Origin of the sequence: Paenibacillus sp. p3-SID867, assembly GCF_025142895.1 — a bacterium.
In the GTDB taxonomy this organism is placed as follows: Bacteria; Bacillota; Bacilli; order Paenibacillales; family Paenibacillaceae; genus Paenibacillus_AQ.
Genome location: NZ_JAMBDM010000003.1, coordinates 577,554 through 599,503 on the forward strand (window position 1 = coordinate 577,554; position 21,950 = coordinate 599,503).

The 21,950-nt window shown below is 53.5% G+C and carries 17 protein-coding genes; 15 read left to right on the top strand and 2 right to left on the bottom strand.

Annotated elements, in window-relative coordinates:
- The first annotated feature begins 27 nt into the window (after positions 1-27).
- The 9 genes from M4D81_RS08850 to M4D81_RS08890 all read left to right on the top strand — a co-directional run bounded on the left by M4D81_RS08850 (position 28) and on the right by M4D81_RS08890 (position 12,994).
- Positions 28-1,797 (top strand): hypothetical protein, encoded by a 1,770-nt coding sequence (locus M4D81_RS08850; protein WP_260065684.1) that lies wholly within the window; start codon positions 28-30, stop codon positions 1,795-1,797.
- Positions 1,794-4,019, top strand: a complete 2,226-nt coding sequence (locus tag M4D81_RS08855) for a glycoside hydrolase family 88/105 protein (protein WP_260065686.1) — start codon at positions 1,794-1,796, stop codon at positions 4,017-4,019. The genes M4D81_RS08850 and M4D81_RS08855 overlap by 4 nt, the downstream gene beginning before the upstream one ends.
- 135 nt (positions 4,020-4,154) lie before the next feature.
- Positions 4,155-6,020 carry a 3D-(3,5/4)-trihydroxycyclohexane-1,2-dione acylhydrolase (decyclizing) gene (iolD, locus tag M4D81_RS08860; RefSeq protein ID WP_260065688.1) on the top strand — a complete coding sequence of 622 codons (1,866 nt, stop codon included), beginning with the start codon at positions 4,155-4,157 and terminating at the stop codon, positions 6,018-6,020.
- A 23-nt stretch (positions 6,021-6,043) separates the two neighbouring features.
- Positions 6,044-6,952, top strand: a complete 909-nt coding sequence (iolE, locus tag M4D81_RS08865) for a myo-inosose-2 dehydratase (RefSeq protein WP_260065690.1) — start codon at positions 6,044-6,046, stop codon at positions 6,950-6,952.
- 245 nt (positions 6,953-7,197) lie between these two features.
- The gene (gene iolC, locus M4D81_RS08870; RefSeq protein WP_260065691.1) at positions 7,198-8,211 is read left to right on the top strand and encodes a 5-dehydro-2-deoxygluconokinase; all 1,014 of its coding nucleotides are present in this window, start codon (positions 7,198-7,200) and stop codon (positions 8,209-8,211) included.
- Positions 8,212-8,308: 97 nt separating this feature from the next.
- Positions 8,309-9,754 carry a CoA-acylating methylmalonate-semialdehyde dehydrogenase gene (locus M4D81_RS08875; RefSeq protein WP_260065692.1) on the top strand — a complete coding sequence of 482 codons (1,446 nt, stop codon included), beginning with the start codon at positions 8,309-8,311 and terminating at the stop codon, positions 9,752-9,754.
- A 24-nt stretch (positions 9,755-9,778) separates the two neighbouring features.
- Positions 9,779-10,810, top strand: coding sequence for an inositol 2-dehydrogenase (gene iolG, locus M4D81_RS08880; protein ID WP_260065693.1), 1,032 nt, complete (start codon positions 9,779-9,781; stop codon positions 10,808-10,810).
- A 224-nt stretch (positions 10,811-11,034) separates the two neighbouring features.
- Positions 11,035-11,835, top strand: coding sequence for a 5-deoxy-glucuronate isomerase (iolB, locus tag M4D81_RS08885; RefSeq protein WP_260065695.1), 801 nt, complete (start codon positions 11,035-11,037; stop codon positions 11,833-11,835).
- Between the two features lie 148 nt (positions 11,836-11,983).
- The gene (locus M4D81_RS08890; RefSeq protein ID WP_201259346.1) at positions 11,984-12,994 is read left to right on the top strand and encodes a LacI family DNA-binding transcriptional regulator; all 1,011 of its coding nucleotides are present in this window, start codon (positions 11,984-11,986) and stop codon (positions 12,992-12,994) included.
- Positions 12,995-13,199: 205 nt separating this feature from the next.
- Here M4D81_RS08890 and M4D81_RS08895 read toward each other — a convergent pair whose 3' ends face one another.
- On the bottom strand, positions 13,200-14,036 hold the full coding sequence (locus tag M4D81_RS08895) for a helix-turn-helix transcriptional regulator (RefSeq protein ID WP_071218543.1): 837 nt from the start codon (positions 14,034-14,036) through the stop codon (positions 13,200-13,202).
- Between the two features lie 204 nt (positions 14,037-14,240).
- Between M4D81_RS08895 and M4D81_RS08900 the strand changes: the two genes are divergently transcribed.
- The gene (locus tag M4D81_RS08900; RefSeq protein WP_260065698.1) at positions 14,241-15,923 is read left to right on the top strand and encodes a glycoside hydrolase family 2 protein; all 1,683 of its coding nucleotides are present in this window, start codon (positions 14,241-14,243) and stop codon (positions 15,921-15,923) included.
- 71 nt (positions 15,924-15,994) lie between these two features.
- Positions 15,995-16,585, top strand: a complete 591-nt coding sequence (locus tag M4D81_RS08905) for a TetR/AcrR family transcriptional regulator (protein ID WP_260065699.1) — start codon at positions 15,995-15,997, stop codon at positions 16,583-16,585.
- A gap of 178 nt (positions 16,586-16,763) precedes the next feature.
- On the opposite strand, the gene M4D81_RS08910 is transcribed toward M4D81_RS08905, so the two are convergent.
- Entirely contained in the window at positions 16,764-17,372 is a 609-nt protein-coding gene (locus tag M4D81_RS08910; RefSeq protein WP_260065700.1) for a TetR/AcrR family transcriptional regulator, read from the bottom strand.
- A gap of 223 nt (positions 17,373-17,595) precedes the next feature.
- On the opposite strand from M4D81_RS08910, the gene M4D81_RS08915 reads away from it, so the two are divergent.
- From M4D81_RS08915 to M4D81_RS08930, 4 genes are all read left to right on the top strand, one after another.
- Entirely contained in the window at positions 17,596-18,354 is a 759-nt protein-coding gene (locus M4D81_RS08915) for an SDR family oxidoreductase (RefSeq protein WP_071218539.1), read from the top strand.
- A 190-nt stretch (positions 18,355-18,544) separates the two neighbouring features.
- Complete coding sequence (locus M4D81_RS08920; RefSeq protein WP_260065703.1) at positions 18,545-20,548, top strand: Na+/H+ antiporter; 2,004 nt, start codon at positions 18,545-18,547, stop codon at positions 20,546-20,548.
- Between the two features lie 132 nt (positions 20,549-20,680).
- Positions 20,681-21,130 (top strand): RrF2 family transcriptional regulator, encoded by a 450-nt coding sequence (locus M4D81_RS08925; RefSeq protein WP_071218537.1) that lies wholly within the window; start codon positions 20,681-20,683, stop codon positions 21,128-21,130.
- A 124-nt stretch (positions 21,131-21,254) separates the two neighbouring features.
- Positions 21,255-21,890: a nitroreductase family protein gene (locus M4D81_RS08930; protein WP_260065706.1), complete on the top strand. Its 636-nt coding sequence runs from the start codon at positions 21,255-21,257 to the stop codon at positions 21,888-21,890.
- Positions 21,891-21,950 lie beyond the last annotated feature (60 nt).

Sequence of the window (21,950 nt, forward strand, 5' to 3'; positions counted from 1 at the left end):
GGACGACGGATATCAGGAGGATCGTATATGTATAACAGAGTTTTTGAAGTCAATGACGGCTGGGTTCGGGAGGGGATGGACCGCCAGATTATGGAGCGGGCACATCGCTGGTATGGCGGGGTTCGCACCTTGGAGAACGGTTTGCCTTCACCCAACCATAACAGCGGGACACCGACTGCCATGGCGATCTGGGCCGCCGCGCTTTGCAATCCGGCATCCGAGTTTTACCACAGCAGGGAGCTGGCGAACAGATTAACGCTTGCGGCGCGTTATATGCTGGAGAGTCAGCATAGCGACGGTACGATCTCGCCGGGCTGGACGAACTTTCATTCCCCTCCGGATACAGCCTTCGTCGTGGTTGGTTACGCGCAAGCAGCGCAGCTGCTTCTGGCCGACGGTTGGGAAGAGCTGAAGGGAGCAGCGGCGGATATGCTGCTGTTTCTGGAACGCACCCTACCCGCCCTGATCACCGGAGGCTGCCATACGCCGAACCATCGGTGGGTGATCTGCGCGGCTCTGGGGTTCTTGAATGAGTTGTTTGATTCGCACGATGCCTTGAAGCGGGCGGAGGAGTGGCTCGCCGAAGGCATGGACGCCACGGCGGACGGGGAGTGGACCGAGCGCAGCAACGGGATCTACAACGTCGTCAGCGACGTCATGCTGATTCATGCGGCCAGGTTGCTGAAGCGTCCGGAGCTTCTGGTCTCGGTCCGTGCCAATTTGAAGATGATGTCCTATCTGGTTCACCCGGACGGGGAGATTGTCACCGAGTATTCCGGGCGACAGGATTATGGTCAAAGCTTCGATATGTCGGGATATTTTCTGCCTTGTCTAATGATGGCCTCGGTGGACCGTGATCCGGTCTTTCAGGGGATGGCGGAACAGTCGCTGTCTCTGCTGAAGCATCCCGGCGGAGCACCGACCAACGCAGCCGTTCGACTGCTCTTGGATCCGGGGCTAAAGCGCCAGGGTGCGGAGTCAACGCCGATGCCGGAGCATTACCGCGTCGTGCTGAACGGAGAATTTCCAAGGGAGCGCTACCTGTCCGGGTTTGCAGGTGCCGGTCATCACGGTGTCATCCGTTACAGCCGGATGCATACGGATTTTGGCGCTCCGGTCGCCCGAATCCGTGAAGGACATACCAGCGTGACCGTCAGCACGGAAATGTCCTCCTTCTTTTCTATTCGTCATGGAGCGGCTCGTTTGTTGGGCGTGCAGTTCGCCTCCTACTTCGACCCCGGCTTTGTCAAGATGAGCCGGATGGCGACGCTGGAGGATGGATATCGGCTATCCGGCGTACAGGAGAAGGGCTACAACGGGCCGGTGCCGAAAGCCGATCTGCCTGCAAGCACCAAGGCAGACATCAGCCCTTGGTATCTGCTGCCGCATCACCGCCGTCCCCAGACGCATGTGCAGCAGCATAAGGTGGGGGTAGACGTGCTGGAAACCGTTGATGGCTGGAAGCTGGTCATTTCCTCGACGGAGCCGGAGGAAGTCGTATCGCAGATCTCGCTCATATTTCCGGCAGCTGGAGCCCTTAGCGGTGGAGAGCTTGCTCCCGCCGGCGTGGATGCCCAGTTCTGGATGGAAGGGAGCATTCGCTACGAGATGGACGGCGAGTGGATAGAAATTAGCGGCGGCGAATTTCAGCACACAGCGGCGGGTGTCCGGGAAGCGGATTATCCGCTTGGGTGTCGAACGCTGCTGCTGAACGTGGTAACTCCGTTCGAGAAGGAGATTCACATCAAGCTTTCTCCCGCAGAGCAAGCTCAAACGGAAGGAAGTGGAGCTTTATGACAAGCTATATCGAAGCTCGCGAGAGCATCCGGTTTTGGTTGGGCGATGATGATGCCGGAGTGCTGAAGACCATTGCCGACCGCTACATCGGAGCGAACCCGGAAATTCCGTTCTCGCTGCGCTCGTTCGCTGAAACAGGTATTCTTCAGACCGAGGAAGGGTTCTATCATTTCAACTTCGGCGACCGGTTCCGGGATGCGAAGCCGGGGGACGCCGCCTATGCGCTTGGCTTGGTCTGGAGCGACGATGAGCGTTCGCTTGACGCCGGGATCATGCCGTTCAGCCCCGTACGGTTCTATCTGAACGATCAGCTGATGTACCGTTCGGGAGCAGAGGACGAGATGAAGCCGGATGCAAAGATCGTTGTTCCTCTGGTTCTGAAACCCGGCTGGAATACGCTGCTGATTGAGGCGCGCAGGACCGAAGCTGGCTTCGGCTGCCGAATTGGCGCCCAGGAGGGCAAGGTCAGAGTTCTGCAGGTGTTATCCCCGTTTGCTGATCGGGAGGAAGCTGCCGGTTGGGCGTATGCCGGGCCGTTGACCGCCGGCATGTTCGGAGAAAGCGGCATCTTCCCAAATGCGCACGGAACCGAAGGCGAGACCGGTGTTAGCTGGCTCCCGGTCACAGGCTGGAGCGAGGAAGAAGCGGAGAAGCCGAATTTTGAGCGAATGTTTGGCTTGCCGGAGCTCCCGGTATCGGGTTATGCCTGGAGCCGATTGCATGTGCCGGCAGGCGTTGACTATGTTGTGCTTAGAGGCCGCGCTTTGGGGCGGACGGAAGTATGGATCGGCGGGAAACCTGTGATGGATACTCAAGAGTGCGGCGATATTGGCTGCGAGCTTCCTGCTGAGGTCTGCCGAGGGGATCTTCTCGTACACTGCGCTAGCGGGCCATCCGGATGGGGATTTGAGCTTAAGGCTTATAGTTCAGAGAAAGAGCTGGACTTTGTGCTTCCGATTCCGGTCAAGGGCGCACCCTCTCCGTGGCTATTTGCCGGGCCTCTGGCTGAAGAGAAGAAGGAAATACAGGAAGAGGTGTGTTCGGTCCGACGGCTGTTCCCGCGCGCGGATAGCGGCGGTTTGACCGGCTGGTCCATGGATGCTCCGGGCCGCCGGGTCAGGCCGTTCTATGAGAACGCGATGCTGAGCAACAAATGGACCTCAGGTTCTGCCACCAATTTCGGGCGCTGGGACTATCCGCTTGGGGTGACGATGTACGGCCTGCTTCAGACGTCGCGAATACTGAAGCGGCCGGATATTGCGGAATATGCTCGCGCGCACATCGACATCTGTACTTCATGGTATGAATACGCCGTTTGGGATCGGGATACGTATGGATTTCCGTCGATTAACCATCAGTTAGTGCTGATCAAAATGCTGGACAACTGTGGTTCCTTCGGCTCTGCGATGCTGGAAGCTTACACGGAAAGCGGTAATCCGGACTATTTGAATGTGGCAGAAATGATTGCGGACTTTATGACGAACCGCCTGGAACGTCGGGAAGACGGCGCATTCTACCGTCTCTGCATTTCGGAGTACTCTGCGGATACGATGTGGGCGGATGATCTGTACATGAGCACGCCTTTCTTGTCGCGGTATGCCGAGATTACAGGCGATTTCTCTTATCTGGATGACGCGGCCCATCAGTTTTTGAGGTATCGGGAGTATCTGTTTATGCCTGTGGAAGGCGTGATGAGCCACGTGTTTGACTTCAAATACGGGAAGGCCACCCGAATTCCTTGGGGGCGTGGAAACGGCTGGAGCCTGTTCTCATTGTCCGAGCTGCTTGAACGCCTGCCGGGGGAGCATAAGGACCGACCGGCCCTGCTTGAATTTTTCCGTGAGCTGTGTGCCGGGATCGCTTCCTACCAGGGAGAGTCAGGGTTCTGGAGACAAGTCATTACCGATCCGGAAGCATATGAGGAAGCATCCTGTACAGCCATGTTTGCCTATGCCTTTGCCAGAGGCGTGCGGTTCGACTGGCTGGAGAATCCCGCACCGTTCGCCGATGCTGCCATTCGGGCATGGCAGGGGCTGACCGGAAAAGCCATCGATCGCCGCGGCAGCGTGCACGGGGTATGCAGCGGGTCCCGTTATTCCTTTACCGGGGATTATTACAAGCATGACCTGCTCACCGTAGTGAATGACAATCACGGGACCGGCATCATGATGCTGGCGGGCGCAGAAATCATAAAATTGAAAGGCATGCTGGGCGGCAAGTAAGGCATACACTTTCTTTAAAGCGCTTAACCCTTAGTTGGTTAGGCGCATAGATCTAATAGGTTAAGCGCTTAATTCACATAATGTTTCTTTCTTAGGCTGCAATGAAGATGAAAAGTTGAAAAGGAGATGAACCGGTTGACGACGACACGATTAACGATGGCACAGGCGCTGTTGAAGTTTTTGGATGCACAGTACGTTTCCGTCGATGGAGTGGAGACGAAATTCGTGCATGGGGTAATGGGAATATTCGGACACGGCAATGTAACCGGTCTTGGCGAGGCCTTGGAACGAAGCGGAGGTGACCTGGTTTATGTTCAAGGCAAAAATGAGCAGGGCATGGTGCATACCGCTGCGGCATACGCGAAGCAAAAGAACCGGCGGCAGATTTGGGCCTGCACCTCGTCCATCGGACCCGGTGCGCTCAATATGGTCACTGCGGCTGCTACGGCAACGGTGAATCGCATCCCGGTGCTGCTGCTGCCTGGTGACAACTTCGCCTGCCGCCAGCCAGATCCGGTGCTGCAGCAGATAGAGGCCCCGTCGGATTATACGGTATCGGCCGCAGATGCTTTCAAGCCGGTAAGCCGGTATTGGGATCGGATATCCCGGCCGGAGCAGCTTATCGGAGCCGCCCGTCAGGCGATCCGTGTGCTGACTGATCCGGCGGAGACGGGAGCGGTTACGCTCGCGCTGCCTCAGGACGTGCAGGCTGAGGCGTACGATTATCCGGATTCGCTGTTTGAGAAAACGGTACACGTCATCGACCGCCGCCCGCCGTCGGCGGAGCGACTGAAGCTTGCGGCGGCACGGATTGCAGGCAGCAAGCGTCCGCTCATCATTGCCGGAGGAGGCGTGCACTACAGCGATGCAGCCGCCGACCTGGCAGCATTTGCGGAAGCTTTCGGCATCCCGGTCGCAGAAACGCAGGCCGGCAAAAGTTCGCTTCCCTGGAATCACCCCCTGAACCTGGGCGCCATGGGCGTAACGGGCTCGTTGGCGGCAAATCGCGCTGCCGCTAAAGCCGATCTGATTATCGGTATCGGCACCCGATATTCGGACTTTACAACGTCCTCCAAATGGGCGTTTCAAAGGGAGGATGTATCGTTCCTGAACCTGAATGTCAACGGTGCCGACGGGGTCAAGCTCGGCGGCGAAGCGCTGATTGCCGACGCGAAGGAAGGGTTGAAAGCGCTGCACCAGGAGCTGTCTCGGGATGGCTATCAAGCGGGCTATGAAGATCGAGAGCTTGCCGGTTTGAAAGCAGAGTGGGACTGCGAGGTGGACCGCTTGTACGCTGCCGAGCATCCAGACGGCTTGTCTCAGACGAGAGCTCTTGGCGTCATCAATGAGGTCATCTCCCCATCTTCCATCATCGTTTGTGCCGCAGGCAGCCTGCCGGGAGACTTGCACCGGTTATGGAGACCTTCCGAACCGAAGACGTACCACATGGAGTATGGCTTCTCCTGCATGGGGTATGAGGTGAGCGGCGCCTTGGGAGCCGCTCTCGCGGAACCGGACCGTGAAGTCTATGCGCTGGTCGGCGACGGCAGTTACCTGATGATGCACTCGGAGCTGATCACCAGCTTGCAGGAAGGCCGTAAGATTACGATATTGCTGTTCGACAACCATGGATTCCAGTGTATTCATAATCTGCAGCGGAGCAACGGCAGCGACGGGTTTGGCAATGAGTTCCGACGCCGCGAAGTGGGGACTGGCCGTTTAACCGGAGAGTACCTCCCGATTGATTTCGCGGCACACGCTCGTGCACTTGGCGCTAAAGCTTACAGGGCCAACTCGCCGGAAGCACTGCATGAAGCGCTGCTGCTGGCGCAGAAGGAAACCGTTACGACGCTGATCGAGATTCCGGTCGTTCCGGGGACGAACACCGATGGTTATGAGTCCTGGTGGCGCGTAGAGGTGCCGGAGGTGTCGGCCTCAAGCAAGGTAACCGAAGCGCAGCGCCAGATGGCTGCCCGAAGCAAGGAAGCAAGACTCTACTAAACCACACAAAGGAGGCGCTGGTTATGAGCAACAGGCTGTTCAAGCTGGGGATCCACCCCATCAACTGGGTCGGCGAGGATGTAAGGGAGCATGGGGACGACACGACCTTTGAGATGATTGTAGATGATATTGCGGCTTTGGGACTGACTGGTACGGAGATGGGAAGAAAATTCCCCAAGGATCGGACGGTACTGAAAAGGGAGCTGGATGCGCGCGGCATTCAGCTGGTTTCCCAGTGGAAGTCGGTGCTGTTCTCTGATCCCGATTACCGGAAGCAGGAGCTGGAGGATTACCGGCGGCACGCGGAGTTTCTGGCCGGGTTCGGCAGCAAAGTCATCAGCACGGCGGAGGTAGGGGGATCACTTCACTTCGATCCCCGACGGACGCCGAATGAGAATATCGTTCTCCGTCTGGATGACGCCGGATGGGAAAGCCTGGCGGAAGGACTGAACCAGGCTGGCGAGATTGCGGCGAGTTATGGCATGAAGCTGGCTTACCATCACCATGGCGGCACGGTCGTGGAGCAGCCGGACGAAATCGACCGCCTGATGGCCATGACCGATCCTTCGCTGGTGTTTCTCCTGTACGATACCGGTCATGCCTATTACGGGGGAGCAGATCCGCTTGAACTGCTCCGTATGCATTATGAGCGGATCGCGTACATCCATCTGAAGGATGTCCGACTTGATGTTTTGGAGCAGGCACGACAGGCTCGGTGCGATTTTGTGAGCTGTATTCGCAGAGGCGTGTTCACGGTTCCAGGAGACGGCTGCATTGACTTTGCGCCGATTATCGGCGAGCTCGTCAAGCGCGGCTATGACGGTTGGGCGATGCTGGAGGGTGAACAGGACCCTGCGCTGCATCCTGCCAAGGAGTACGCTCAGCAGGCCATCGAATACCTGGAACGGCTGGAAGGCCAGCAGAAACTATAGGGCTGAAGTTTAAGCGGCATGCTCGTTGAAACCAGGCTCATGGCGATTCGACATAGCTCGAGAACATAGATACAGCATGCATAGCAGACAGCCAGTAGCTCTCATTCGGGCTTTGATGGCCAAGAGTGATCAGGTGTCAAAAGATAAAGAACTGCAGGTGATTACGGCCATTGGAGAGTGGGGGCCATGCGTTTCTTGGTGCTCGCAGCTTGGGCCGAACTGATCAAGGAGAAGGAGGTTAATCCATGAGTGAAATCACGTTCAATAACGAAAAACCGGTGGATTTCGTGGCTGTAGGGAGGCTCTGCATCGACCTGAACGCCAATGAAATTAACCGGCCGATGGAGGAAACGAGCACGTTTACCAAGTACGTGGGCGGATCCCCCGCCAACATTTGTATCGGGATGGCACGTCTGGGGCTGAAGACGGGCTTTATCGGCAAGGTCGCGGACGATCAGATGGGCCGTTTTATTACAAAATACCTTGAGAATAACGGAATTGCGACTAAAGGCGTGTCCACCGACTACACGGGAGCCGTGACGGGTCTGGCTTTTACCGAGATCAAGAGTCCGACCGACTGCAGCATTCTAATGTACCGCGACAACGCCGCGGACTTGCTGCTGGAGACAGGAGACGTGAACGAAGAGCTGATCGCCTCCGCCAAAATGGTGCTGATCTCCGGAACCGCGCTCGCTGCCAGTCCTTCCCGGGAAGCCGTGTTTCTGGCTCTGGACTATGCCAAGCGCCACGGGGCCGTGATTGCGTTTGACCTCGATTACCGTCCGTACACTTGGAAATCTCCGCAAGAGACGGCGATCTACTACAATTTAGCAGCGGAAACATGCGATATTATCCTCGGCACGCGCGAGGAGTTCGACATGATGGAGCAGTTCGGGGGCAACCCGGAACGAAGCGACCGCATCACGGCCGCCAAGTGGTTTGATTACAACGCCAAGATCGTGATTATCAAGCACGGCAAGGAAGGTTCCATCGCGTATACCCCTGTCGGTGCCAGCCATACGGCACAAAGCTTTCCGGCGAAGGTCATCAAGACGTTCGGAGCGGGAGATTCATACGCCGCCGGTTTTCTGTACGGCCTGATGCAGGGCTGGCCCATCGAGCGCTGCATGGAGTTCGGCAGCGCAGCGGCAAGCATTGTCATCTCCAGCCACAGCTGCTCCGATGCGATGCCGACGAGCGCGGCGGTTCACGATTATATCGAGCGCTGCAAGCGAGGCGAAATTACCTCCAATTCCTGAGTTGAGTTCATGGTCAGGGGCTATATTGGAGATCTGTCATCACTGATGTTTCGTTGTGTTCTATTTTACTGATCCAATCGAAAGGGGCAAACCAGCCATGACGCAAACCCTGAGCAATTATATCGGCGGACAATTCGTTCCATCCCGATCCGAAACAACCGATCCTGTATACAATCCGGCGACGGAAGAGATCCTTGCTTACGTTCCTCTATCCACCAAAGAGGAGGTAGATCAGGCAGTGCAGGCGGCCGCCAAAGCGGGACGTGCCTGGGCCAAGACAGCTGTTCCTCGCCGCGCTCGCATTCTGTTCAAATATCAACAGCTGCTGGTAGAGCACTGGGAAGATCTGGCACGCCTGATTACGGCGGAGAACGGCAAAAGCTATGCCGAAGCCTACGGCGAGGTGCAGCGCGGCATCGAATGCGTGGAGTTTGCGGCCGGAGCGCCTACGCTGATGATGGGCAGGCAGCTTCCCGACATCGCCACCAACCTGGAGTCCGGCATGTACCGGTATCCGATCGGCGTTGTGGCGGGTATCACGCCGTTCAACTTCCCGATGATGGTGCCGTGCTGGATGTTCCCGCTCGCCATCGCCTGCGGCAATGCGTTCGTGCTGAAGCCTTCGGAGCGCACGCCGCTCTTGGCTCAGCGTCTGGCGGAGCTGTTCGCCGATGCCGGTCTGCCGGACGGCGTTCTGAATATCGTCCACGGCGCTCATGATGTAGTCAACGGCATCTTGGAACATCCCGGCATTGCCGCTGTGTCCTTCGTCGGCTCCCAGCCGGTGGCAGAGTATGTGTACAAAACCGCTTCTTCCCACGGCAAGCGTGTGCAGGCTTTGGCCGGAGCGAAGAATCACAGCATCGTGATGCCGACTGCCGACTTGGATGGGGCCGTGACCCAGATCGTCAGCGCGGCTTTCGGTTCTGCCGGCGAGCGCTGCATGGCCTGCTCCGTCGTCGTGGCCGTGGGCGACGTGGCGGAGCCGCTGCTGGAGAAGCTGAAGCAGGCGGCCGATGAGATTATCATCGGCAACGGAGCGGACGAAGGCGTTTTCCTCGGGCCGGTTATCAGGCGAGCTCATAAGGAGCGTACGATCTCTTATATTGAGGCGGGCGAGCAAGAAGGCGCCAAGCTGGTGCGCGACGGACGGAGCGATGAGGCCGTGAGGGGGGACGGATATTTTGTCGGACCGACGATTTTTGATGAGGTGACCAGCGAGATGAGGATTTGGAAGGACGAAATTTTTGCCCCCGTGCTGTCTGTCATGCGTGCGGAATCGCTGGAGGAAGCGATTGAAATTTCCAACCGCTCGGACTTTGCGAACGGGGCCTGCCTGTTCACGCAGAATGGCAGCGACGTGCGCCAGTTCCGTGAGCATATCGATGCCGGCATGCTTGGCGTCAACCTCGGCGTTCCAGCACCGATGGCGTTCTTTCCGTTCTCCGGCTGGAAAAATTCTTTCTATGGGGATCTGCATGCGAATGGAACGGACGGCGTGGAGTTCTATACTCGCAAAAAAATGGTAACAGCGCGCTGGTAGCCTTTAAGCAGAGGAGACGTTCATATGAAAACCATTAATATCGGCATTATCGGTGCCGGACGAATCGGCAAAATCCATGCGGATCATCTGCTTCGCATGCCTGGTGCGAAAATTGCGGCCATCGGCGATTTGTTCGCCGGCGACGAGTTAAGGGCCTGGGCCGCGGAACGCGGCATTCCTATGGTTACGACTAATAGTAACGATATCATGGAACATCCGGATATCGATGCCGTGCTGATCTGCTCTTCGACGGATACGCATGTTCCGCTGATCAAGCAGGCCGCGGCGAACGGCAAGCATATTTTCTGCGAAAAACCGGTCAGCATGAGCGTGGATCAGACCCGTGAAGCGCTGGCGGCCGTGGAAGCGGCAGGCGTAAGTCTGCAGATCGGCTTTAACCGCCGGTTTGACCATAACTTCAGCCGGGTTCGGGAGATTGTGTCCGCAGGGAGAATCGGGGATACGCATCTGATCAAGATTACCTCGCGTGATCCGAGCCCGCCGCATCCGGATTACATTAAAGTGTCCGGCGGACTGTTTATGGATATGGCTATTCATGATTTCGACATCGCCCGTTTTTTATCGGGCAGCGAGGTGGTCGAAGTGTATGCCCAAGGAGCGGTACTCGTGGACCCTGCCATCGGAGAGCTGGGCGACATCGACACCGCCCTTACAACGCTGCGGTTTGAAAACGGAGCGCTCGGCGTCATCGACAACAGCCGCAAGGCCGTCTACGGTTATGATCAGCGGATCGAGGTGTTCGGCTCCGGCGGCTGCGTCTCCGCTGACAACGACTATCCCAGTACCGCCGTTGTCAGCGGTCCGGATGGCGTTACCCGCGACAAACCACTGTATTTCTTCCTGGAGCGGTACAAGGAAGCGTACATGAACGAGACGCGGCAATTTATCGATAGCTTGCATAACGGTACCGCGGTGCCAGTCAGCGGCCATGACGCCCTTCAGGCAGAGCTGATCGCCCTGGCAGCCAAGCGATCGCTCCAGCAGGGCCGCCCGGTGAAGCTGGCCGAGCTCACCGCCGGCATATCGGCAGGCTAAACCCGAAACCCGGAGGGGCTGTATTTGGCAGCGGGATGTCGAGAGGATGGCTAAGCTGGCTGAACAAGTAGACATCATCGTTTGTGTTCGCTAGCCTCCGGTATCTGCTTGAAATCGATATATGAGAAGCTGTCGCCCAAGCGCTGGAATATTTTACTCAAACGGGAGAGCTATCTGTTGAAGCTTCATCATTTGCAGAGTCAGAAACAAAAAGGAGGAATACCATGCCGAACTTAATTGTACCCCTAACGACGCCGGACCTGGACGGGCGCGTGCTATCCATAACGCCGCAAAGCGCAGGCTGGACATATGTGGGCTTTGAAGTATTCCGTTTACGGGAAGGACAGACGCTGAGACGAGTCACGGGAGATCAGGAAGCGGCTCTTGTTCTGTTAACCGGGCGAGCCGACGTGAGGGCCGGGGGAGAGAGCTGGCATAACATTGGCAAACGCATGAGCGTGTTTGAAAAGACGCCTCCCTATACGGTTTATGTGCCCTCACAGAAACAGTTCGAGGTCACAGCACTAACTGAAATGGAACTGGCGGTGTGCCTTGCCCCGGGGAAAGACTCTCATCAGGCCCGTCTCATCGCGCCGCAAGAGGTCGGCGTGGAGAACCGCGGGAGCGGGAGCATGTCGCGTCTGGTGCATAATATTTTGCCGGAGCAAAAGCCTGCGGACAGTCTATTGGTGGTCGAGGTGTTTACGGACGGGGGCAACTGGTCCAGCTACCCGCCGCACAAGCATGACCGCGACGAGCTGCCGGAGGAGTCGCTGCTGGAGGAAACCTACTATTTCCGGGTTCAGCCGGAATGCGGTTTTGCCGTTCAGCGGGTCTACACCGATGACCGTTCGCTGGACGAAACGATGGCGGTCAAAGACGGCGAGGCCGTTATGGTGCCTGAGGGCTACCATCCGGTATCCGCGCCTCCCGGATATGATGTGTACTATCTGAACGTCATGGCGGGGCCGAAGCGAATATGGAAATTCCGCAATGATCCGGATCATGATTGGCTTATGAGATAAAGCTGGAAATCAGGGAACGTGTTATGGACCGGGTTCCTTAGGTGTGCATGTCTGCAGGCAGTAATAACGACTAAATGGTCTTGCGCTAAACGAGATGAAAGCTCATAATAAATTGAAATGCCAAAATTAAACAAATGGAGTTCAAGGGATGATAAGAGCGACTATTTATGACGTTGCGCGCGAAGCCGGCGTCTCCATTGCCACCGTCTCTCATGTCATGAACGGCAAGGGCAAGATCAGTCGCGAACGGCGTGAGGAGATTCTCGATATCATGCAGCGCCTGAATTATCGGCCGAATGCGATTGCCTCAGCCCTCGCCGGCAAAAAAACCTATACCCTGGGATTGCTCGTCCCCGACATCTCCAACCCCTTTTTCGCCGAGATTGCACGATCGGTCGAGGATCACGGGCATCAGCTTGGATACAGCGTGATCATCTGCAGCACGGACAACCAGGAAGAGAAGGTAAAGCGCTATGTCAGCCTGCTGAGACAAAAGCAGGTGGACGGCGTTATTATCGGTACGGGCGTATCCCATGGCGAGCTGCTTAAGCCGCTTCAGGAGCATTCGCTGGCTATAGCGCTTATCGCTCGGGACAATCCGGCCCTTGGCGCAAGCAGCGTTCGGGTTCATGACCTGGAAGGGGGACGTCTGGCTGCTGAGCATCTGCTTCGTCTCGGTCACCGCAGGCTGGCGGTACTCGCCGAGCATGAACGGGTGACGAGCAGCAATGAGCGGGTACGGGGGTTTGTCGAGGCTGCGGCCTCGCTCGGTTTCGGGCCGTCTCCCGACTATATGGCGGCCTGTGACCATAAGATCGAGGACGGATACCGCCGAGCCAAAGCTATTCTGGAGCTGGAGGAACCGCCCACTGCGCTGTTTTGCTGCAACGACCTGCTGGCGATCGGCGCCCTTCAAGCGATCCGCGAGCTCGGGCTGCGCGTTCCGGAGGACTGTTCGGTCGTCAGCTTTGACGATACGATTCTCGCCCGAGTAACCGATCCGCCGCTCACCGTTATTGCCCAGCCGATGGAACAGATGGGCCGCCTGGCGGTGGACCTTGTAGTCAGGAATCTGTCCAGCCAGGGAGAACCTCCACAGCGGATTGTGCTCCCCCCGGAGCTGGTCATCCGCCGATCCACGGCCCCGCCGCCGGGATAAAATCTTCTGGAGACAATCGGTTACACCAAGAATCATGTTCCAGTTGAAACGGACGACAGAGTTGTTATTATGGGCATTGGCAGTCGATTTGCTGCTAGTGTTGAATAACGTCTCTAAAGTCCGTTTTTTGATATAAAATCTTATTTCGCTTACATAAGGTTTTCTTAGATTCGAGAGTATACGCCGATACACCAATCAGCAACCGTTACAGGGTTGAATGATTCGCATGTTTTGAGGTTTTTCGAAACGCTGCGGGAGCCATCCCTTTGTACTTATGAAATGCTTTACTGAAGTGAAATTCATCATGATATCCGCATGCGTTGGCGATAAACCTCAATGTATACGACGTGTATGCCAAGTAACGCTCTGCATGCCGCATACGGATGTCGGTCAGGTAGTCCTTGGGAGAAACATGCAGATGCTTCATAAACAGCTTTCGCAAATATGACTCCGAAATGGCATGTTTCTTTGCTAAGGATCCAATATGAAGCGGATCGGCGTAATGGTTCTCGATGTCTGATTTAATCCGGTGATATGCCTCATATGCGGGCTCTATTAGAGACGGCTTGTTCTCCTGATGTAATTTGGCGATCATCCTTAGAAGCAGGGCGCTGCTTTCCAGTTCACTCTCCGTATTCCCGGGAACCCAAGCCCTTGTCACTTCGCTGAAACCATGGTCCATCCCGATGGCTTGCTCGCCTAGAAAATGGGCCATAAATGGGATTTCAAGCCGCTGAATGCTTTGAGGGAGCTGCCATTCAGACCGGAAATGTTGAAGGCAGCAGCATTCAAACAGCACCATGCTTATGGTAAGAGGGGCTTCCGGAGCGCTTTTCATACGCATCTGCAAGCCTGGTTCCATATAAAACAGCATGCCTTGACTTACCGGATATGCTTGATCCGCATAGAAGATTCCGCTGCCTTCATGGATCCAGTAGAAACTGTGCACTGACGTATTATTACGGATATCAGACCAATCGGAAGAGGTGGTCTTTCGGAAGGTCCAGTTGATCCGCACAACCAAATCTCGAGCTTCATACACGGCAGTCCAGCCTCCATCCTGATAGGTGATATAAGAAAAGAATAACTCAGGATCACAACAATCGCCAGGGATGGATGCAAGGAGCGATTTTTACATGTTTTGTATCGGCTTTTCTATGGAGTACTCTGCATCAATAATCTAGTGTTTACTTATCGGATTTTTGAGGGGATCCTCAAAGCCGCATGATGGATTGGAGGAGAAGAGATGCTGCGATTATTTGATACCCACCATATTCGAAAGTGCAAGGAACTGGAGGGAATGTGGGAGTTTGCTCCAGTAGCCGGCATAGGGGAGCGACCAGCCAGTTACACTGACAAGCTGCCTGTTCCCGGTTGCTGGGAGATGCACCCACGCTTCGGAAACTATAGGGGAGTTGGCGTATACCGCAAGATCATCTCGCTGTCTCGAAAAACCAATTTGCGAATCGAATTCAAAGGGGTCAGCCACACGGCACATGTTTATTTCAACGGGGAATTGGCAGTCCGTCATTATAATGCATATACCGCCTTTGACATGGTCATCCCGGAAGTTCAAGCCGGTGAACATGAACTGCTGGTGTATGTGGATAATTCCTTTAACGAGGAATCGGCCCTTCATGTTCCTAATGATTACTATACGTACGGCGGCATTATTCGGCCGGTTGCCCTGGAGGAGATAAGCGATTTATACATTGAAAACGTCATGTTCACTCCATATAAACAGGGCGGGGTTTGGCAAGGTTCTTGGAAGGTATTGATCCGAAACCTTGGAAGCCTTATGAAGAAAGGATCACTCCGCGGTTCGCTGGCTGAGGTGGAGGGGGCGCTTGGAAGCTTTGAAGTGAAGCCAGGGGAGCGGGTCGAACGAATAGTCACGGTATCCTATCCAAGTGTGTTGGAATGGTCGCTGGACGACCCGAATTTGTATGCCCTGCGAGCGGTACTTGCTGTTGATGGTACGGATTGCGATGATTGGCAGGACCGCATAGGCTTTCGCGAGATAACAACGCATAACGGAAAAATCCAATTGAACGGCCAGGATCTCGTGCTCAAAGGCGTTAACCGGCATGAGGACCATCCCATGGCCGGTTCCGCACTTCCGCTGCCCCTCATGGTAAAAGATGTGGACCTCATAACAGAGCTTGGGTGTAACTCCGTTCGGACGAGCCATTATCCGAACGATGAGCGATTTCTCGATCTATGCGATGAACGAGGGATTGCGGTGTGGGAGGAAAATCACGCCCGCGGTTTGAGTCTGGAGCAGATGCTGCATCCGAATTTCGGTTGGCAGAGCGAGCAGGTGACTCGTGAAATGGTGCAGCAGCATTTTAACCATCCGTCCATCCTGATATGGGCCATTCTGAATGAATGCGCCAGTAACACGGAGGAGGGGAGAGCTCACTACGCAAAGCAGCTAACCATTATTCGGGAGCTTGATCCCAGCAGGCCTCGGTCCTTCGCTTCCCATCATCGGGATCAGGAGAAATGTTTTGATTTGGCGGAAATCGTGTCATTCAATCTCTATCCAGGCTGGTATACCGACGAAAATCCTGGGGAACTGGCGGATCTGGCCAGAAGCTGGGCAGATGCGCTCGGCGGAGAAGGTAAACCGATGATTATGAGTGAATTCGGAGGGGACGGGTTCTACGGATTCCGGAGTCCGAATCGGGAGAAAGGCTCGGAGGAGCGTCAGACCGATATTATCGCGAACAATCTGAAGGCATACATGGAGCGCGAATACATTTCCGGGATGTTCATATGGCAATTTAGCGATTGCCGCGTGACGGAAGGGCTTGGCTGGCTGCTGAATCGTTCATGCACGCGGAACAGCAAAGGCATCGTGGATGAATATCGGCGTCCGAAACTGGCGTATGAAACCGTTCGAAGACTTTTTATGGGAGAATCATAATATTTGACTGAGTGGTACATAAACCCTATACTTTTAGATAACAAAGATCATGTTCAAAAGGGATGAGGGGAATGACCACGAACGGTAGACCGCGTGAGTTCAAGAAAGAAGCTGTCATTGATGCAGCCATGGACGTATTCTGGTCCAAGGGTTATGAAGCGAGTTCCACGCAAGAGCTGTGCGAGAAGACAGGGCTTGGTAAAGGGAGCCTGTACAATGCGTTTGGCAGCAAGAATGAGTTGTTCGAGCAGGTGCTTCAACGTTACAATGATGAAGGCCTGGAGATATCCAGAGAGATTCTGGGCCGGTCCATCCCGGTTAAGGAAAGGCTGCACGCCTTGTTTGAATGGGCGATCGGCATGGATTTTTCGGATCCGAATCATCGCGGCTGCATGGCGGTTAATATTAGTATGGAACGAGCTGGGCGGGACCCCATGGTTGAACGGATATTCGGGCAATATATTTATGATCTCGAGGAAGACTTGGTCCGCGTGATGGAAGAGGCGATTCATTCGGGGGAGATACGAGGTGAACGCTCTGCGAAGCAGCTGGCCAGTTTATTCTTAAGCAGCTATTACGGACTGCGGGTGATGAACTCCGCTACGATGAATCGGGAGCTGGCCGATCGAATCGTCGAAAGTACTCTCGACGCTATTTTCTAGATTATGGACATAATTGATCGGTATTAAAGAAAAGGCCGTATCCATGGGTAGTTCAAAACTATCTTTGGAAGCGGCCTTTGGCTTATCTAAAATTCCAAAACCATCATCCGCTCGATTTGCTATTTGATCGGGTTGATGGTTTTTTTGCGTTTTTTTCTATGTTATCAACTCTCTGATTTCATGTAGGGTCCGTGCGCTTGATTTGTGTTCTAACGCTTCTCGGCCTCCAGTTGATCATGAGAACCAGCTGATCCCTCATATAAGGGACGGAATAGTGGAAATTGTTCTCGATCCAGTGGAATACCAGGCCGATTAAGGCGTGCATGTTGTAGATGATGAGAAGTTCATGGTTGAGCTCTTCCCCGGGATAGTCCAAATCCTCCATGGCGATTTGCTTTAATGCCGAGAACATTTTATCCCGGACCAGCGGCAGAACATCGCTTTTGAATAAGGCCGTATATACGTCTGCATTTTGATGAATATGATCAAATATTTTTACCGCATTAGCAGGCAGCTCATCGATATGAAATACGTCGACTTCCCCGTAGGGAGCCCTGAAGGAAGCAATCAGTTCCTCCATTAAAGGGGTCAGGATATCATCCAGAAGAGACTCTTTGTTGTCGTAGTGGGTATAGAAGGTTCCTCGATTGTAATTCGCTAACTCTACGATTTCCGTAATGGAAATGCTGGAGAAGCTCTTCTGCGAGAGGAGTGATAGAAGCGCTTGTTTTAAAGCTTCTTTGCTGCGGACGATGCGACGGTCGGTCCTTTTATTGCTTGTTTGCATAGAGTCGAGTCCTTTCGGTTACAAATATAACGAATTTAATTATTAAAATATAAACAAATTTATGTTTTTTGTTCGGTATCGCACATTTTCATGTTTTTTAATGATTGTGACCTAAATCATACTACAATTATACTAGAATAGACATATGTCATGTATTGTACAGTTGTTGAATGTTGTCACTGAATTTTGAAATGATATCAAACCAATAATGGGGGTATGGAACATGAGATTAGCTGGTAAAGTTGCGATAGTTACGGGTGCTGCTTCCGGTATGGGAAAAGCGACAGCGGAACTGTTTGCCGCCGAAGGCGCAAAGGTTGTTGTGTCTGACCTGCGTCTTGAGGCAGCGCAAGCCGTTGTTGACGGAATTACGGCAAAAGGCGGCACAGCCCTGGCATTGGTAGCGAATGTGGCCAAGGAAGAGGATGTACAGCAGCTGGTAGATGCTACTGTTAATGAATATGGAACGCTTGATATTTTGATCAATAACGCTGGCATTATGGACAACTTCGTACCGGCTGCTGATCTAACGGATGAATTGTGGGATCGTGTATTTGCCATCAACACGACGGGACCGATGAGAACCATTCGTAAATCATTGCCAATCTTCCTGGACAAGAAGAGCGGAGTCATTGTCAACATTGCATCTGCTGGAGGTCTAATGGGGTCCAGAGCAGGGGCAGCGTATACGGCCGCTAAGCATGCCGTTGTCGGATTAACGAAGAATGTCGGTTTCCAATATGCAACGCAGGGAATCCGCTGTAATGCGGTTGCTCCAGGAGGTGTCAGCACGAATATCGGCACCACTCTCAACGCGCCGAATTCGTTCGGCATGGAAAGAGCGATGGCTGGTATCAACCTGAACCCGCGGGCAGGCGAACCGGAAGAGATCGCGAAAGTCGTATTGTTCCTGGCTTCAGATGAAGCCAGCTTTGTCAACGGTACTGTGGTTACAGCCGATGCAGGCTGGACTGCATACTAAAAAGCAAGCGCAAGCGCATGGGCTTTCTAAAGGATACCTCCTTTAGGAAGCCTTGTTTTTTTGTGGCGGCATAAAGGTTGAAACTATTCGAATTCATAAATAAACCTTTAATATTCTACACAACCTATACCTGTCTATTGATGGATATCCCAATGTTACATAGGTAATTCTTCGAGGAGGGAGCAGGGTTGTGGAATTATTTCTTATGGTACTTATGTTTCTGGTCCTTGTCGGTATTTCAAACATCATCAATCGATTTTTGCCGTTCATACCTGTCCCGTTGATTCAGATTGCGCTTGGGATCGGGGCCGCCTATATTCGCGGGTTCCATCACGTTCCGCTGAATCCGGAATTGTTCATGGTGTTGTTTATCGCGCCGCTCTTGTTCAATGACGGGAAGCTTACCCCGCGCGAAGAGTTATGGAAGCTCAGGTCCAGTATCCTGCTGCTGGCGCTAGGTCTCGTATTTGCAACGGTACTGATTGCGGGCCCTTTCATTCATTGGCTTATTCCGACCATACCGTTATCGGCTGCTTTTGCGCTGGCGGCGATACTCTCGCCTACCGATGCGGTTGCGGTGGGCTCCCTGTCAGGCAGGGTGAAGCTGCCGGGAAAAATCATGCATTTGCTTGAAGGCGAAGCGCTGATGAATGATGCATCCGGTCTCGTTGCATTTAATTTTGCGATTGCAGCTACCGTAACGGGTTATTTTTCGTTAACGAATGCCATCGGCAGTTTTTTTGTCATTGCGGTTGGAGGCATCGTGATCGGCGCACTTCTAGGATTTCTTGTGATCTGGTTCCGAATGCTGCTTCGCCGTCTCGGTATGGAGGACGTCACGCTTCATATGCTGATCATCATTCTGACGCCATTCATCATCTACCTTATCGCCGAGGAATTTCATCTATCCGGGATTCTGGCTGTCGTTGCGGCGGGTGTCACCCATGCGGTTGAGAGGGATCGCATGCGATCGGCGTCCATAAAGCTCAGAGTGGTATCGGACAGCACCTGGTCGGTCATTCTCTTCACGCTAAATGGGCTGGTGTTCATTCTGCTCGGGCATGAAATCCCAGGAGTCGGTAATCAAATATGGAGTGACCCTGCCTATAACAATGGACAAGTTCTCGGCTATATTTTTCTTATAACGGCTGTATTGATATTGCTGCGTTTCGCATGGGTCTGGGCATCTACGAACCGTCAGTTTAAATCTTCCCTGTTGACTGCACTATCGGGCGTACGGGGAGCCTTGACGCTGGCTGCGGCTTTCTCGATCCCGCTCACCCTTGCGGACAATCGTCCTTTCCCGGAGCGAAGCTTAATGTTATTCATCTGTGCGGGCGTCATCCTATTAACGCTGGTGATCGCGAGTGTTTTGCTTCCGCTCCTGACACGGGAGAAACATGTCGATTCGTCCGCGGTGATCGATCGCGAGAAAGAGGCACGGCTTCATATGCTCCAAGCGGGTATACGTACCGTGCGGGAAGAAATGACGGATGAAAATAAGGAAGAGGCAGTTCAGCTTATCTATGCGTATACCAAGCGGCTTCAGCAATCTCAAATAACGGATAAAAGCGACATGCGGGAGTTCTGGAAAGCCACCATCGCAGTAAGAAAAATCGGACTCACAGCGGAACGGAGCGTTGCGGAAACATGGCTTAAGGAACATAAAGCATCCGCAAGGGTCGCGGAGCTGTTCCTATCCTCGCTGAACAAAGTCGAGATGCTGCTTACCAGCCGATATAAGTTCAAGCTGCTCACGAAGAATTTATGGCGGAACTTGAAGCGCTTGTTGAAAAAAAACGAGTCCCAAGAAACGCCAATGTCTCCGGACCATCCGGATTGGGATATGTATAAGGCACTAAAGCTGGAGGCGATTCGTGCTGCAATACATGAGATCCAGACAGTGAAACCGGCACAGAGGCAGGAAGTCCTGCAAGCCGTTATTGCAGACTATCGGGCAATGGAGCATTTTCTTCAGAATGATCGAGTGTGGAGTCGAAGAAAGCAGAAGCATAGCAGTGAACGCCGGGAACTGGAACTTAAAGCCATTCAATCCGAGCGTAACGAGATTCAAAGCATGTTCGAACAGGGCGATATTGACCGGGCATTGGCGAGCCATCTGAGAATGGATGTGAATTACCGAGAGGCGAATTTGTATGAGTCTCAAGCACTGGTTGAAGAAGAGGGCCATTAGACGATGGTCCTTGTTGCGCTTGATGGAGTGTCAGGTTTACGTTACAATAATGAAAAGCTTGATGGGAACGACAGGTAAAGCTGCAGAATGCCTATTTAAGGCAATTCTATTATTGAAAAAGGGGGTAGGAACATGAGCATCCATAAAGAAGCGGCCTCCAAAAAATCGACAATGGCCTGCCCGTCCACTTATAAAACCTTCAGCCTAGCCGTGCAAGCACTGGTTACCCTTGAACGTCACTCCGGTAAATGCTCGAGCGGCGATATCGCTTCGTATTTGCACTCGGAATCGACTTTGATTCGACGCGTGCTGAAAACACTTGCGCAAGCCGATATGATTGAGTCGCGTGAAGGAAGAGACGGCGGCTACCGGCTCAAGAAGAATGCCTGTGACATTACACTGGCTGAAGTTTACTCGATTCTTCAAGTCCACAGCTCCATCAGCGACAGCATGCTGGATGCGGCTACCGGACATTGTTTTGCCGAGGAAATCAAGGAATCCTTTGTCGGCATTTTATCCGAGATTGAGGACAGTACCCTGAAAATACTGGAATCCCGGACGATCGCGGACATCGCTCAGTGAACCTTTCAAAATGTGATTGACAAAGAAATCCAGTCTGCTATATACTGTGCATTAAACAACACAGTTAACTCGCGATTTAAACTGTGCAGAAAAATGCACAATATAATTTTGGAGGGGAAAAACCATGTCTACCATAACAAAACCCGATTTTCAAACCGTGATTCAGGAACGCCACTCGGTTCGACAGTACGACCCGTCGGTAAAGATTCCAAGAGAAGAGATGGAAGCGATTCTGAAGGATGCTACACTCGCACCTTCCTCAAGCAATCTGCAGCCATGGCGCTTTCTTGTGATCGATGATGCTGAGCTTTTGAAGAAGCTGCATCCGATTGCAAACAATCAGGAGCATGTACTTCAAGCCTCGGCCGTCATTGCTGTGCTGGGTGATATGAAGTGGTATGAGAAGGGCGAGAAGATCTACTCGATGTCTGAAGAAGCGGGATATATGACCGAAGAGGTGAAGCAGCGCTTTATCTATACGGCCGAAAATCTTTATGCGAATATGGACCAATCCGTAAAAGAGAGCATCGTGGACGTGGATGCCGGACTGATCTCCATGCAGCTGATGCTGAGCGCGCGGGCAAGAGGATATGATACCGTCCCGATGGGCGGATATAACAAAGTGCAGTTCGTGGAGGAGTTCAATATCCCTGCCCATTATCGCAGCGTGATGTTGATTGCTATCGGGAAAGCAGCCGCTCCAGGTCGGCCAACGGTAAGATTGCCGCTTGAAGACGTTGCTTTCTGGAATAAAATCTAAAACATAATCAAAAAAGAACGGGGATCCTGGTCATAGCCCCGTCAAGTAGACAATAAAAAA